This is a genomic window from Aliarcobacter thereius LMG 24486 (genome assembly GCF_004214815.1).
In the GTDB taxonomy this organism is placed as follows: Bacteria; Campylobacterota; Campylobacteria; order Campylobacterales; family Arcobacteraceae; genus Aliarcobacter; species Aliarcobacter thereius.
Genome location: NZ_CP035926.1, coordinates 257,565 through 272,186, shown reverse-complemented (window position 1 = coordinate 272,186; position 14,622 = coordinate 257,565). Strand labels below are relative to the sequence as shown.

The following is a 14,622-nucleotide window of genomic DNA, read 5'->3' as shown; positions in this document are numbered from 1 at the left end:
GAGAAATCTCTCTTATTATCTCTTTTTTAATCATCTTATCTTAATAGCTTTAATTTGATTTTAGATAGAATAATTTTAAAATTCCTAAAAAAGACAGAAAATGATTACACTAAATGATATAAAAGATGCAAAGAAAAGATTAGAAAACACAATCTCAAAAACTCCTTTAATGAAAGCTCCAATTTTAAGTAAAGAGAAAAATGCTGAAGTTTATTTAAAAGAGGACAATCTTCAAATAACTGGTAGTTTTAAATTAAGAGGTGCTTTTAATAAAGTTGCAATGCTTGATGATAAAAAAAGAGAAGCTGGTGTTGTTGCTGCAAGTGCTGGAAATCATGCTCAAGGCTTAGCTTTTGCTGCACAATATTTTGGCTGTGAAGCAACTATTTTTATGCCAGAAGCTACTCCTTTAACAAAAGTTAGTGGTGTTCGTTCTTATGGTGCAAATGTTGTTTTAACAGGTGAAAACTTTGATGAAGCATATGCAAGTGCAATTAAATTTGCAAAAGAAAAAAATAAAGAGTTCGTTCACCCTTTTGCAGATGATGAAGTAATAGCAGGTCAAGGAACAATTGCCTTAGAAGTTTTAGAAAATATTGATGACACTGATGAAATTGTTGTACCAATTGGTGGTGGTGGTTTAATAGCTGGTATTGCAATAGCTGCAAAATCAATAAATCCAAATATTAAAATAACTGGTGTTGTTGCAAGTGGTGCAAGAGGGATGAAAGATAGCTTTGAAGCAAGAATGCCAATTGATTCAAGTAGTGTTAGAACAATTGCAGATGGAATTGCTGTTCGTGATGTAACTCCAAAACTACTTGATATTATTTTGGAATATGTAGATGAAATAGTTGAAGTAAGTGATAATGAAACAGCAAATGCAATTTTGTTTTTACTTGAAAAACATAAATTAATGGTTGAAGGAGCAGGTGCAGTTAGTGTTGCTGCAATAATGCATGATAAAATAAATGTTAGTGGAAAGAAAATTTGTGCAGTTGTTAGTGGTGGGAATATCGATGTAACAATGCTTTCTCTTATTATTGAAAAAGGTTTAATAAAATCTCATAGAAAAATGAATTTAATTGTAACTTTAATGGACAAACCAGGAGCATTACAAAATCTAACAGATATTTTTACATCTTGCTCAGCAAATATTGTTCAAATAGATTTTGATAGAAACTCTTTAAAACTAGATTTTGGAGAAGCTCATGTAACAATTGCATTAGCAACAAAAGGTGAAGAACATCAAGAACTGATTAGAGAAAAATTGAAACAAAACGGATACAAATTTAAACAAATTTAGATTAATTTTATTTATTTATATAGATTTTAGAAAATTAATATTATAATCGTCACATAATTTAGTATTTGTAGAAAAGAAAAAAGGAAGAAAATGGAAGGAAGATTGTTTACATTCTTAGGAACTATTGGTGGACACGATCAAGTGTGGATTATTCTATCTCACTTAGCTTTAGTAGTTCTAATTATTTTTGTAGTTTCAATATTGGCTACAAGAAGGCTTCAACTAGTTCCAACAGGAAGCCAAAATGTTATGGAAGCATTTGTAGGTGGAATTATTGCAATGGGTAGAGACTCTATGGGTGAACAAAATGCAAGAAGATATATGCCACTTATTGGAACACTAGCTTTAATTATTTTTGTTAGTAATATGATGGGAGTTATCCCAGGATTTGAAGCTCCAACAAGTAATATTAACTTCACTGCAGCTTTAGCTATTATGGTATTTGTTTACTACAACTACTTAGGTATAAAAACAAATGGTGTTATAAACTATTTTAAACACTTCATGGGACCTTTACCAATCTTAGCTCCTTTAATGTTCCCAATAGAAATCATATCTCATTTCTCAAGAATAATCTCATTATCTTTTAGGTTATTTGGTTCTGTAAGAGGAGATGATATGTTCTTAATGGTACTTTTAATGCTAGTACCTTGGATTTTACCATTACCAGGATTTTTCCTTTTAGCTGTAATGGGTGTTTTACAAGCATTTATTTTTTGTATTCTTACTTATGTTTATATTGCTGGTTCAATTATGATGGAAGAAGAACACTAAGAAAAATAGTAATTATACTATTTCTTGAAGCGAAGGTTTTTTACCTTCGCTTTTTTTATACTTTTAATATTTCTACTTTATTCTCTTTTAAATATATTAAATATGCTTCTACATTTTTAGTATTAAAAATATCTTCAACTGCTTTTTTATAGTAACTTACTTGATTTTTATGTGAACTTAAAATTTCACTTGTTGTTTTATAATCAATAATTGTATAGATTCCATCTTTATATAGTAGTAAATCAATAATTTTTAACTCTTCTTTATACATAATATACTGTTCAGAAAATCTATCTTTATCTTTAATAAGATTAATAAATATATCATTTGTAATTAAATTTAAAACTAATATCTTGATATTATCAAACTCTTCATATGCTAAAAAACTGAGATATCTACTTTTTGCAAGTTTTAAAGTATATTCTAATTCATCAAGAGTAAAATCATTCATCATTTCAAGAATGTAGTGTGTAGCAAGTCCTATATATTTTGCTCTTAAATATTCATCATTAAAGCTAATATCTGATTTTATTTTTTGCTCTTGTTTACCTAGAAAAAGTGGATTATATTCAACTTTTACAATATCATCTTTTTTATCTATAATTTTACTTCTAACTAGCTCTCCAATTTTGATATCTTTCATATTTAAAATATCAAAAGCTGATGATTTTGTTTTTTTAAATATAATCATATTGGATTTTGCTCTTGTAAGAGCTACATAAAGAACATTTTTTTCATCATCTTCAACTAAGGATTTTTCATCTTCTAAAGCTTTTTTATAATCTTCATCAAAACTTTCATATCCTTTTATTTTATAATATATATTTTCTAACTCTATATTTTTATATGAAAAAAGAAGTGAGCTTCTATCATAACTCTTTCTTTTAATTCTATCAAGAACTATAACTGTATGAAATTCTAAACCTTTTGATTTAAAAATTGTAAGAATTTGCAAACCACTATTCTCACTATTTTCAATACTAGTTTCTAATTTATCAATATTATAAACAAACTCAACAATATTTTTGTAAGAGTTTAAATTTCCTAAAAGTTGAATTATATTTTCATCCATTAAGTCATATTTATATGCTAAAGTATGCACAATCTCATAAACTGATTTTTCTTCAAAGTAAAAATCAGTATCTATATTGCTATTAATGCTTTTTCCAATTAAAGCATTATAATTCTCTTTATAAATCTCTTCTTTAAAATAGATATATTTTATTAAATTTATTATAGCTTTTACATTTTGTGAATTTATTAATTTTGAACTCATATCAGTTCGTATTTTTATCTCTTTTATACTCTCTTTTAAATAGTAATAAAGTTCTAAAACATCGCTATTTGTATAGCATAAAACTGCTATATCATTTTCGTTAATTCCCTCTTTCAAAAGTTCATTAATCTTATTCTTAATATTTACAAACTTATCTTCATTTAAAAGTTCTTCATCTTCAAAAACCTCAATATATCCACCTGCTTTTATACAATTTTGCTCTTGATAAGAATAATTTGTCAAAGATAAAAAATTACTATTTACAAAATCTACTAAAACCTTATGTGATCTATAATTTGTATTTAAACTATCTAAAACTATCTGATTATTTTGTTCTAATACATAATCAAATAGCTTTTTATTTCCACCTCTAAATCTATAAATACTCTGTTTTGGATCTCCAACATAAAAAAAGGTTTTGAATTTATCGTTAGTACTTGAAATTATTTCTTCAATTAATGGATATAAAATTTTATATTGTAGAATTGACGTATCTTGGAATTCATCTATCAAAATATGATTATACTTGCTATCTAATCTAAAATATAAAAAATCTTTGTCTATTTTCGAGCTAAGAAGCTCATAAACCATATTTGAAATATCACTAAACTCATAATAATTCTTTCTTTTATTAAAAGTTCTTTTAAACTCTTTAAAAGCTAAATATAAATTTGAAATTTTACTAAGACTATATGCTGATCTTATTTTGTAATATTGTTTAAATATTTCTTTTAATCTTAAAAAGATTAAATTTATATTTTCATCTGCACACTTTTTGAAATAAGAGTAATCATATAAACTCTCTTTTTCTATCCAAGTTGTAGAAAACAACTCTTCAAAATTTTCAAAAGATACTGCTTTTTTTGCACTTGCACTAGCAAGTTCACAAGATAAAAAATGATCTTTTACTTTAAAAGCTTCTTTTAAAATCTCTGATTTTAAACTATCAATTAAAGTTTCATCTAATTCTATTGAATTTATATTCTCATTCTTCTCAATTAGAAATTTAAATAAAGAGAAAATAGAATTAAATTTTTTCTTTTCATATATTGAAAAATCAATCAAATCTTTATATAATTTTTCATCAAGTGAATTTAAAAAATGAAGTCCTAAAAGTTCTTCATCATCACTTAATATTTCGAAATCATCACTTACTCCAATATATCCACTAAACTCTTTTAAAATTTTATTTACAAATTTATCTATTGTAAAAATACTCAAACTTGAGTTTGTAAAAGAGTCAATTAGTTTTGCTTTTCTATCTATTATTTCAGATTTATTTAGTTTAGAAACTTTAGAGATCTCTTCTAAATAACTTTCATCACTTCCTAATTTTTGCAGAGTATCCAATATCCTCTCACCCATTTGAGATGCTGCTTTATTTGTAAATGTTAAAGTTAAAATCTCATTTGGATTTGCACCAAGTAACAATAAACTAATATATCTTACGGTTAGTGCAAAAGTTTTACCACTTCCTGCACTTGCTTTTAATGCTAAATATTTTTCCATATAAGATTTTACTATATTTCATTTTAAAAGAGATTTTTAGTTATAATTTAAGCTTTAATTTTTACAAAGTATTTTGAAGGAAAATAATGCCACAAACTAATAAAAAAGTTCAAACTTTAATAGATGCAATACCTTATTTCAAAAAGTTTTATGGAAAAACTATTGTTATAAAATATGGTGGAAGTGCTCAAACAAGTGATGATTTAAAAGAAAAATTTGCTCAAGATATTGTTTTGTTAACTCTTCTTGGTATTAAACCTATTGTTGTTCATGGTGGTGGAGCAAGAATTACTGAACTATTAAATAAACTTGAAATACCTTCTTCTTTTGTTGATGGTTATAGAGTAACTTGTAAAGATAGTATGAGAGTTGTTGAAATGGTATTAAGTGGAGAGATAAATAAAAACATTGCTTCTTTATTAAATCATCATGGAGCAAAAGCTATTGGTATTTCAGGAAAAGATAGTGGAATAATAAAAGCTAGTCCAAAAGATGGTGGTAAATTTGGTTTTACAGGTGAAATTGATTATGTAAATGGTGAAATGATTAATAAACTTTTAGGCGAAGGATTTATTCCTGTTATTGCTCCAATTGGTGATTCACTTGAACCAAATCATCCAGGATTTAATATAAATGCTGATGTAGCAGCTTGTGAAATTGCAAGTGCAGTAAAAGCACAAAAAGTTATATTTTTAACAGATACAATTGGTGTTTTAGATAAAGAGAAAAATTTAATCCAAACTTTAGATAAAAAAAGTGTTGAAGATTATAAAAAAGATGGAACAATCGCTGGAGGAATGATTCCAAAAGTTGATTCTTGCATAAAAGCTATTCATAATGGTGTAAATAAAGCACATATTATTGATGGAAGAGTTGAGCACTCAATTTTGCTTGAACTCTTTACAAGTGATGGAATTGGTACACAATTTATAAGAGTTGACAATCCAAATAATGGAATAAATATAGAAAAATTACTAAATGATTAATTAGGAGAAGATATGAGTTTTATTGAAACAAGAGGAAATGATGGAATTAAACCAAATGAAGTTAGCTTTAGCGAAGCAATTTTAAATCCTAGTGCATCTTTTGGTGGTCTTTATGTACCAAAAAATTTACCAAATTTAGAAAAAGATTTTATACAAAATCATCTAGATAAAAGTTATAAAGAGCTTGCATTTAATATTTTAAAAGCATTTAAAATTGATATTGAAGATAGTGAAATAAAAAAAGCTTTAGATTTATATGATAATTTTGATGATAAAAATAATCCAAGCCCAGTTGTAAAAGTAAAAAATGATTTATATGTAAATGAGCAATATCATGGTCCAACAAGAGCATTTAAAGATATGGCTTTACAACCTTTTGGCTCAATTTTAAGTTCTCTTGCACAAAAAAAGAATGAAAACTATCTGATTCTAGCTGCAACAAGTGGAGATACTGGACCTGCTGCATTAAGTACTTTTAGAAATAAGAAAAATATTCAAGTTGTATGTTTATATCCAGATGGAGGGACAAGTGATGTTCAAAAACTTCAAATGGTTTGTGAAAAAGCAGAAAATTTAAAAGTACTAGGAATCGAAGGAAATTTTGATGATGCACAAAATGCACTAAAATCTCTTTTATCTTCAAATAGTTTTAAAGAAGAGTTAGAAAAAGAAAATATTAAACTAAGTGCTGCAAATAGTGTAAATTTTGGAAGAATTATTTTTCAAATCATATATCACTTTTGGTCATATTTAGAGCTTATAAGACAAAATGCTATTAAAAATGGTGAAAAGATATATCTTGTAGTTCCAAGTGGAAACTTTGGAAATGTTTTAGGTGCTTATTATGCACAAAAAATGGGCTTAAATGTTGAAAAACTTTTAGTTGCCTCAAATGAAAATAATATTTTAACTGAATGGTTAACAACTGGTATATATGATATAAGAGATAAAGACTTAAAATTAACAAAATCTCCAGCTATGGATATCTTGAAATCATCAAATATTGAAAGAGTTATTTATGATCTTTTTGGAGCAAAAAGAACAAAAGAGTTGATGGAAGATCTAAACTCTAAAAATATTTTTACAATGAGTCAAGATGAAACAAAAGAGCTACAAAAATACTTTTCTGCTACATTTAGTAATGATTCATTTGGTAATCAAACAATTAAAGATTTTTTAGATAATGGTTATTTAATGGATCCACATACAGCAACTTGTATCAAAGCATACAAAGAGCTAAAAGATAAAGATTTAATCACTGTAATTTATTCAACAGCTGAATGGACAAAGTTCTCTCCAACTGTTTTAAATGCTTTAAATCAAAACAGCACTAAATACACAGATAAAGAGGCTTTAGAAGAGATTTCTACTAAATTTAATGCCAAATTACCTGATACAATAAAAGAGCTATTTAACTCAAAAATTATTCATAATTTAGTTATACAAAGAGAAAAAATCGAAGAAAATATCATTAGTTTTATTAGAAAATCTTAAGATTTTCTAATAAGTTTTACTTCTAATTCTTAAAGTACTTGTTACTTTTATTCCACAATCATTAAGCATTTTGATATATGTCAATAAGCTTTAAGTAATATTTCAATACAATCAACCTCGATTCTAATTTTAAAAAAAGGAAGCCAAATATGTCTAAAAACACTAATAGACGAGATTTTATTGGTTACTCTTTTGTAGCAGTTGCTGCAGTTGGAGGAGCCGCATCTTTATACGGGATGAAACAGGTTTGGGATCCACTTCCTAGCGTTCTTGCTGGTGGATTTACTAAAGTTGATTTAAGTGCTTTAAAAGCTGGTGAACCAGAAACATTTACATGGAGAGGAAAACCAATTTTCGTACTTAAAAAAACAGCTGATATGGATAATAGTGCTAGAGATCTAGTTGTTGCAAATGACAGATATACTGTTGCTATTGGATTATGTACTCACCTAGGTTGTATTCCAGCTTGGAAAAAAACTGAATGGAAATGTGCATGTCACGGTGGTGTTTTCGATGCAAGTGGGAAACAGACTTTTGGTCCACCACCAAGACCTTTAGATTTACCACCATTTGAAATTGAGGGAAATACTTTGGTTTTAGGAAACGAAGGACCAGAATACAAACAAATCGCTGAAGCGATGATGGCATAAAGGAAGAGCAATGGCAAAATTTGAAAAAGCTAACTCTGTAGGAGAGTGGTTAGACCAAAGATTAAATGTTAAAGCATTTAATAAAATAATGATGACAGAATACTGGATTCCAAAAGATATAAACTTTTTATGGGCTATGGGTGTTCTTCTTGCTACAACATTTGGTATTTTAGTAATCTCTGGATTATTTTTAATGATGTACTATAAACCTGATGTTAATTTAGCATTCAATTCTGTAAACTATACAATTATGCAAGAAGTTGCATTTGGTTGGTTATTTAGACATATGCACGGAGTTGCAGCTTCTGTTATTTTCTTAATTATCTATATTCATATGCTTACTGGAATTTATTATGGTTCTTATAAGCAAGGTAGAGAGATGATTTGGATTTCTGGTATGTTACTATTTGTTACATTCTCTGCAGCTGGTTTCTCTGGATATATGCTTCCATGGGGACAAATGTCTTATTGGGCAGCTATGGTTATTACAAACTTATTTGGTGGAGTACCTTTTATTGGTGATGCACTTGTAGTTTGGATTAGAGGTGATTTTAACGTTGCTGATGCAACTCTTACAAGATTCTTTATGCTTCATGTTTTCTTATTACCAATAGTTATTATGGGATTAATTGGATTACACTTCTATACATTAAGAATTCCTCACGTTAATAACCAAAGTTCAGAAGATATTGATTATGATGCAGAAGCACAAAAATATCTTTCAGGAAATAAAAAAGAGTCAAAAGTTATTCCTTTCTGGCCTGTATTTATCTCAAAAGATTTAGCAGTTCTTGGAGTTTTCTTAATTTTCTACTTCTATTTAGTGTTCTTCCATTATAGTTTTGCAATGGATCCAATTAACTTTGAACCAGCAAACCCAATGGTTACTCCAGCTCATATTTACCCTGAGTGGTATTTCTTATGGTCATATGAAGTTTTAAGAGGTTTCTTCTTTGATATTGCTGGAATTTCAGCATTTAATTTAGGTTTAATGGCATTTGCATTTGCAAATGGTGTTTTCTTTGTTTTACCTTGGTTAGATAGAGATAGTAAAGTTCTTCCAGCACACAAAAGACCATTTTTCTTTATTTGGTTCTGGATTTTAGTTGCAGATTTAATTGTATTAACAATCTGGGGAAAACTTCCTCCAACAGGTACAAATGCTTGGGTAGGATTCTTTGCAGCAATTACATTTATTCTACTATTTGTTCTACTTCCATTTATTACGAAAAAAGATCAAGAAAGAAGAGGATAAAAGATGAGAGAATTAAAAATATTAGCAGTAGTTGTAGTTCTTACACTTGTAATGTATTGGGGTGTTGAGCCTTTTGCTCACTCTCAAATGCATCCATCTGTGTCAAATGCAAATTTTAATTTTGCAGAAGCTGATTCACAAACTTCAAAAGAGAATGTTAATAAACTTCAGATTGCTTTAGATGATGCAAATAAAGCTTTAGTAAAAGCAAATGATGAAAATAGATCTAATTTAGAAAAAGCTGTAAAAGCAGCTGAAGCTGAATTAACAAAAGCTCAAAATTTTGAAAAAACTATCAATGAATTTTGGGCAAGTAATCAAGAAGCTATAAATGCAAATGGTAATGTATCAAATGGTGAAATGCTAGTAAATGCAAACTGTACAGCTTGTCATAGCATTGAATCAAAAGGTTTTGCACAAGTTATGGATAATGCTACATTAAGCTCTGCATATGGAGTTACTCCACCTGATTTAGGAAGTTCTGGTAAACTTTATACTAAAGAATTTTTAGTAGCATTTATAAAAGATCCTATACTTGCTTCAAAAGTATCTCATAAATTTGAAGATGGTTCAGCTGCTCACCCAATGCCAGGTTATGGATGGATGAGTTCTCAAGAAATAGCTGATATGGTTGCTTATTTAGAAGCCATTGCTCCAAAAGAGATGACAAATAAAGAAGTTTATGTTAATGCTTGTCAAAGATGTCATGATTTACAATATGCTGATATGAAAGATAAAACTATGTTATCTTTTACAAATCATGATGATATAGCTAGATATATGGGAAAACTTCCTCCTGATTTATCTCAACATATTATCAGTAGAGGACCAGATTATATTGGTAAACTTGTAAATGACCCTCAAAAATTACTTGAAGGTACAGCAATGCCAAGAGTTGGTTTAAATCAAGAATCTCAAGAACAAGTTATTGCTTATCTTGAAGAGATTGGTGATACTAAGAAACAAGAAAGAGAAGAATTAGGACCAAGATTTATTGTATATGCAATAATTTTTGCAATAATTGCTTTCTTATGGAAAGGTGTAAAATGGAGAGATATTCACTAAGAATATCTCCTATTTTCAAAAGCTAGAAAGAAATTTCTAGCTTTTTTTATATGTTTTTTATATAATTATCTTTGAACTTGCAGATATAATTGCAGTTTCTGATCTTAAAACCAAATTTGATTTAAATCCAAGTACTAAATCTTTATTAAAAAGTTCTCTTTCTCTTTTTGAAAATCCACCTTCAGGACCAACAATTAAATTATCAATTAAATCTTTTTTACTTTCTATTAAATTATTAGAAAAATCAAGAATATATGATTTTGGATAATCTTTAATAAATTCATCAATATTTTTATATATATCAATTTTAACAATACTACTTCTTCCACATTGAGAAGAAGAATTAATTAATATTTTTTCTAACTTTTCAAAATTTATTTTGAAATTCTTTTGTGAAAAATCACTATATATAAAACTTATTTTAGAAACTCCAAGTTCATTTAAACTTGTTATATTTTCATAAATTATTTTTGGATCAATAATACACCAAGCAAGATGAAGCTCTTTATCATTTTCAATAATTTTCTCTTCTTCTAACTCTAAATCTAAAATTGCAGATTTTTTATCTATATTTGAAAGCTTGTAAATATAGATAAAATTATCTTCTAAGTTTCTAAAAGCAATTTTATCTCCAAGCTTATGTCTTCTTGCTTTTATTAAGTAATTATAATTTTCATCTTTTATAAAAAGAGTATTATCCTTCGCATTTTTATCAAAAACATATTGCATTTAAAGAACTCTTGAAAGCATAAATATTAATATTAAAACAGTAATTTCTATCATATATATTTTACTTGCATATTTATAAAACTCTTCTTGAAGTTCTGTTTGTGATACCAATATAACTCTTTGTTTTTTATACCTTTTAATTTCAATCACAAGTAAAAATATTGAAGCTGGTATCATAATAGCAATTTTAAGACTAAACATATGTGAATAAAAAGCAACAATTGTTCCAGTATAAATTACTATTGCATTACTTAAATGATATATTGGAGTCATAAACTTTAATCTTTTGGCTAAAGATATGAAACTTTTTCTATTAATAACTGAATAAAGATTAAACATCATTATAAATAGAAAAACATATAAAGAATAGATGTGTACTGTAATAGCATTTTGCATAATTTCCATAAAAAACCTTTTTATTATTTAATTTTAGATTATATCTTAATCTATATAAGTTTCGATTTTGCTAATTTTTATATAAGAGATAGTAAAATATTAGGCTTAAAAATAAAAAAAGAGAATAAATGACAAAAAAACAACTAATTTTATATGTAACAATATTTTCATCATTAGTAATTACAGCAAACTATACAGTTCAATTTCCCATTAATGAATGGCTTACTTATGGAGCAATTATGTTTCCATTTACATTTTTACTAACTGATATATTAAGTGAGAACTTTGAAAAAAAAGAGGTTTTGAATGTAATTAAATATGGAGTTTTAATTGCAATTATTCCAACAATTTTAATTGCTGGTTGGCAAATAGCCTTTGCATCGCTTACTTGTTTAGTTGTTTCACAATATATAAATGTAAGAATATTTAAATTTTTAAAAAGAAAATTTATAAATCTTTGGTGGCTAAGAAGTAATGGAAGTACACTAATAGGACAATTTTTTGATACTTCAATCTTCTTCATATTGGCATTTTCATTTGTAATGCCTTTTGAAACTATTTTAAAACTAATAATTGGAGATTATTTAATAAAAGTATCCTTAGCTCTTTTGGATATGCCAATATTCTATCTTATTGCAATTAAATTTAGAGAAAAGATTTTTCATAGAGCATAATAAATATTTAAATTAAAGAATTGATATAATAAAATTAACAAAATAAAGGATAAAAATGAAATTTACAGGTAAAAATGTATTAATTACAGGTGCAAGTAAAGGAATTGGTGCAGAAATTGCAAGAAATCTTGCTTCTTATGGTTTAAAAGTTTGGATTAATTATAGAAGTAAAATAGAAGAAGCAGAAGCTCTAAAAGAGAATATAGAAAAAAATGGTGGAACTGCTGCAATTATAAAAGCAGATGTATCAAATGAAGAAGAATTTATCAATGCAATAAAAACTATTGTTGATAGTGATGGAGAATTATCATATTTAGTAAACAATGCAGGAATTACAAAAGATAAACTAGCTCTTAGAATGAGTGTTGAAGATTTTACAGATGTAATTAATGCAAACTTAGTTTCTACATTTATTGGTTGTAGAGAATCTTTAAAAACAATGAGTAAAAAAAGATTTGGTTCGGTGGTAAATATCTCTTCTATAGTTGGAGAAATGGGAAATCCTGGGCAAACAAACTATTCTGCTTCAAAAGGTGGAGTAAATACTATGACAAAATCATTTGCAAAAGAGGGTGCAAGTAGAAATATAAGATTTAATAGTGTAACTCCTGGATTTATTAAAACAGATATGACTGATTTATTAAAAGATGAAGTAAAAGCTGAATATGAAAAAAATATTCCTCTTTCAAGATTTGGAAATCCAAGTGAAATTGCTGATGCAGTTGCATTTCTTTTAAGTGATCATTCAAGCTATATTACAGGTGAAATATTAAAAGTTAATGGGGGTTTATATGTATAATCTAATTAAATAAATATATATTTATTTAATTTAAAAGTTTTTTTAAACTTTTTTGGTATAATTTTAGGACAATTTTAAAAAAGGAATTAAAAATGGCATTATTTGATGATGTAAAAGCAGTAGTTGTAGATCAACTAGATTGTGATCCAGCAGAAGTAAAAGAGGATTCAAAATTTATTGAAGATTTAGGGGCTGACTCTCTAGATGTTGTTGAGTTAGTTATGGCTTTAGAAGAGAAATTCGATATTGAAATTCCAGATGAAGAAGCTGAAAAAATCTTAACTGTTGGTGATGCTATATCATACATTGAAAACAACGCATAATTTCTTGCGTGTACTTTAAATGAAAGATTTTTCTTTCATTTAATTTTTATTATTGAGTTTTTATAAAAAAATTGAGTAATTTAAATAAATTTTGAAAATGGAGCATATTTTATGAAGAGAGTTGTTATTACAGGTCTAGGTACTATAAATTCAACAGGACACTCTGTTGCAGAATCTTTTGAAGCAATTAAAAATGGTGTTTGTGGAATTGATACAATCACACTTTTTGATGCAAGTGATTTTACAGTACAAATTGCAGGAGAAGTAAAAAACTTTGATCCTGAAACTGTAATGGATAAAAAAGAGGTAAAAAAAGCTGATAGATTTATTCAATTAGGAATTAAAGCAGCTCATGAAGCTATGATTGATAGTGGATTTGTTACAAGCGAAAATAAAAAAGTAGATGAAAATGATGCTGCTAGATTTGGAATCATTTCAGGTTCTGGAATTGGTGGATTATCAACAATTCAAAAAAACTCTACAATTTGTGACACAAGAGGTTCAAGAAAAATATCTCCATTTTTTATTCCTTCTTCATTATCAAATATGTTAAGTGGATTTATTTCAATTGAACATAATTTAAAAGGTCCTTCTTTAAGTCATGTTACTGCTTGTGCAGCTTCTACTCATGCTATTTGTGATGCTTTTAAAACAATTGCTTTAGATGGGGCTGATAGAATTTTAGTTGTTGGGGCTGAAAGTGCCGTTTGTGGTGCTGGTGTTGGTGGCTTTGCTGCTATGAAAGCTCTTTCAACAAGAAATGATGATCCTAAAAAATCTTCAAGACCATTTGATATAGATAGAGATGGTTTTGTAATGGGAGAAGGTGCTGGAGCACTAGTTATAGAATCTTTAGATAGTGCATTAGAAAGAAATGCAAAAATTTATTGTGAAATTATTGGTTTTGGAGAGAGTGGTGATGCAAATCATATAACTTCTCCAGTTGTTGATGGTCCTTTAAGAGCTATGAAATCTGCTCTTTTAATGGCAGAGAGAACTTTAGGAACTTCTGTAAAAATTGATTATATAAATATGCATGGGACTTCAACTCCTGTTGGAGATAAAAATGAAACTTCAGCTATAAAAGAACTATTTGGAGGAAAAGAAAACTCTCCTTTAGTATCATCAATAAAAGGTCAAATTGGACACTGCCTTGGTGCAGCAGGAGCGATTGAAGCTATTATGACAATAAAAGCATTAAATGATGGAATAATCCCTCCAACAATTAATGTAGAAAATCAAGATCCAGAATGTGATTTAGATGTAATTCCAAATATTGCTAGAAATGTAGAACTAAATACAGTAATGACAAATAATTTTGGTTTTGGTGGAACTAACGGTTCTGTAATTTTTAAAAAATTTACAAAATAATTTAAAAATCTAAGA

Annotated in this window: 14 protein-coding genes; 11 read left to right on the top strand and 3 right to left on the bottom strand. The window is 27.5% G+C overall.

Annotated elements, in window-relative coordinates; genetic code table 11:
- Positions 1 to 100 precede the first annotated feature (100 nt).
- A complete protein-coding gene (gene ilvA / locus ATH_RS01475; protein WP_066182750.1) occupies positions 101 to 1,306 on the top strand; it encodes a threonine ammonia-lyase in 1,206 nt (401 codons plus the stop codon).
- Between the two features lie 90 nt (positions 1,307 to 1,396).
- Entirely contained in the window at positions 1,397 to 2,080 is a 684-nt protein-coding gene (locus ATH_RS01470; RefSeq protein ID WP_066182749.1) for a F0F1 ATP synthase subunit A, read from the top strand.
- 55 nt (positions 2,081 to 2,135) lie between these two features.
- On the opposite strand, the gene ATH_RS01465 is transcribed toward ATH_RS01470, so the two are convergent.
- Positions 2,136 to 4,865 (bottom strand): RecB-like helicase, encoded by a 2,730-nt coding sequence (locus ATH_RS01465; protein WP_066182747.1) that lies wholly within the window; start codon positions 4,863 to 4,865, stop codon positions 2,136 to 2,138.
- Positions 4,866 to 4,951: 86 nt separating this feature from the next.
- Between ATH_RS01465 and argB the strand changes: the two genes are divergently transcribed.
- From argB to ATH_RS01440, 5 genes are all read left to right on the top strand, one after another.
- Complete coding sequence (argB, locus tag ATH_RS01460; RefSeq protein WP_066182746.1) at positions 4,952 to 5,851, top strand: acetylglutamate kinase; 900 nt, start codon at positions 4,952 to 4,954, stop codon at positions 5,849 to 5,851.
- A 12-nt stretch (positions 5,852 to 5,863) separates the two neighbouring features.
- Positions 5,864 to 7,345: a threonine synthase gene (gene thrC / locus ATH_RS01455; RefSeq protein WP_066182743.1), complete on the top strand. Its 1,482-nt coding sequence runs from the start codon at positions 5,864 to 5,866 to the stop codon at positions 7,343 to 7,345.
- Between the two features lie 149 nt (positions 7,346 to 7,494).
- Positions 7,495 to 7,995, top strand: coding sequence for a Rieske 2Fe-2S domain-containing protein (locus ATH_RS01450; protein ID WP_066182741.1), 501 nt, complete (start codon positions 7,495 to 7,497; stop codon positions 7,993 to 7,995).
- 10 nt (positions 7,996 to 8,005) lie between these two features.
- Entirely contained in the window at positions 8,006 to 9,250 is a 1,245-nt protein-coding gene (locus ATH_RS01445; RefSeq protein WP_066182738.1) for a cytochrome b, read from the top strand.
- A gap of 3 nt (positions 9,251 to 9,253) precedes the next feature.
- A complete protein-coding gene (locus ATH_RS01440; RefSeq protein ID WP_066182735.1) occupies positions 9,254 to 10,315 on the top strand; it encodes a c-type cytochrome in 1,062 nt (353 codons plus the stop codon).
- A 57-nt stretch (positions 10,316 to 10,372) separates the two neighbouring features.
- Here ATH_RS01440 and ATH_RS01435 read toward each other — a convergent pair whose 3' ends face one another.
- Together ATH_RS01435 and ATH_RS01430 are read right to left on the bottom strand one after the other, a co-directional pair.
- Positions 10,373 to 11,044 carry a 16S rRNA (uracil(1498)-N(3))-methyltransferase gene (locus tag ATH_RS01435; RefSeq protein ID WP_066182732.1) on the bottom strand — a complete coding sequence of 224 codons (672 nt, stop codon included), beginning with the start codon at positions 11,042 to 11,044 and terminating at the stop codon, positions 10,373 to 10,375.
- Positions 11,045 to 11,449, bottom strand: a complete 405-nt coding sequence (locus tag ATH_RS01430) for a hypothetical protein (RefSeq protein WP_066182729.1) — start codon at positions 11,447 to 11,449, stop codon at positions 11,045 to 11,047.
- Between the two features lie 119 nt (positions 11,450 to 11,568).
- Between ATH_RS01430 and ATH_RS01425 the strand changes: the two genes are divergently transcribed.
- The 4 genes from ATH_RS01425 to ATH_RS01410 all read left to right on the top strand — a co-directional run bounded on the left by ATH_RS01425 (position 11,569) and on the right by ATH_RS01410 (position 14,607).
- On the top strand, positions 11,569 to 12,114 hold the full coding sequence (locus tag ATH_RS01425; protein WP_066182726.1) for a queuosine precursor transporter: 546 nt from the start codon (positions 11,569 to 11,571) through the stop codon (positions 12,112 to 12,114).
- A 55-nt stretch (positions 12,115 to 12,169) separates the two neighbouring features.
- On the top strand, positions 12,170 to 12,913 hold the full coding sequence (gene fabG, locus ATH_RS01420; RefSeq protein ID WP_066182723.1) for a 3-oxoacyl-ACP reductase FabG: 744 nt from the start codon (positions 12,170 to 12,172) through the stop codon (positions 12,911 to 12,913).
- A gap of 92 nt (positions 12,914 to 13,005) precedes the next feature.
- Positions 13,006 to 13,236, top strand: a complete 231-nt coding sequence (gene acpP, locus ATH_RS01415) for an acyl carrier protein (RefSeq protein WP_066170078.1) — start codon at positions 13,006 to 13,008, stop codon at positions 13,234 to 13,236.
- 111 nt (positions 13,237 to 13,347) lie between these two features.
- Positions 13,348 to 14,607: a beta-ketoacyl-ACP synthase II gene (locus tag ATH_RS01410; RefSeq protein ID WP_066182720.1), complete on the top strand. Its 1,260-nt coding sequence runs from the start codon at positions 13,348 to 13,350 to the stop codon at positions 14,605 to 14,607.
- The last annotated feature ends 15 nt before the right edge of the window (positions 14,608 to 14,622 follow it).

Excerpts from the sequence above, each read along its gene's own strand:
- ATH_RS01435 (WP_066182732.1), bottom strand. The coding sequence starts at position 11,044 with ATGCAATATGTTTTTGATAAAAATGCGAAGGATAATACTCTTTTTATA.
- ATH_RS01445 (WP_066182738.1), top strand. The coding sequence starts at position 8,006 with ATGGCAAAATTTGAAAAAGCTAACTCTGTAGGAGAGTGGTTAGACCAA.
- ATH_RS01470 (WP_066182749.1), top strand. The coding sequence starts at position 1,397 with ATGGAAGGAAGATTGTTTACATTCTTAGGAACTATTGGTGGACACGAT.
- ilvA (WP_066182750.1), top strand. The coding sequence starts at position 101 with ATGATTACACTAAATGATATAAAAGATGCAAAGAAAAGATTAGAAAAC.
- ATH_RS01465 (WP_066182747.1), bottom strand. The coding sequence starts at position 4,865 with ATGGAAAAATATTTAGCATTAAAAGCAAGTGCAGGAAGTGGTAAAACT.
- argB (WP_066182746.1), top strand. The coding sequence starts at position 4,952 with ATGCCACAAACTAATAAAAAAGTTCAAACTTTAATAGATGCAATACCT.
- ATH_RS01430 (WP_066182729.1), bottom strand. The coding sequence starts at position 11,449 with ATGGAAATTATGCAAAATGCTATTACAGTACACATCTATTCTTTATAT.
- fabG (WP_066182723.1), top strand. The coding sequence starts at position 12,170 with ATGAAATTTACAGGTAAAAATGTATTAATTACAGGTGCAAGTAAAGGA.
- ATH_RS01440 (WP_066182735.1), top strand. The coding sequence starts at position 9,254 with ATGAGAGAATTAAAAATATTAGCAGTAGTTGTAGTTCTTACACTTGTA.
- thrC (WP_066182743.1), top strand. The coding sequence starts at position 5,864 with ATGAGTTTTATTGAAACAAGAGGAAATGATGGAATTAAACCAAATGAA.
- ATH_RS01410 (WP_066182720.1), top strand. The coding sequence starts at position 13,348 with ATGAAGAGAGTTGTTATTACAGGTCTAGGTACTATAAATTCAACAGGA.
- acpP (WP_066170078.1), top strand. The coding sequence starts at position 13,006 with ATGGCATTATTTGATGATGTAAAAGCAGTAGTTGTAGATCAACTAGAT.
- ATH_RS01450 (WP_066182741.1), top strand. The coding sequence starts at position 7,495 with ATGTCTAAAAACACTAATAGACGAGATTTTATTGGTTACTCTTTTGTA.
- ATH_RS01425 (WP_066182726.1), top strand. The coding sequence starts at position 11,569 with ATGACAAAAAAACAACTAATTTTATATGTAACAATATTTTCATCATTA.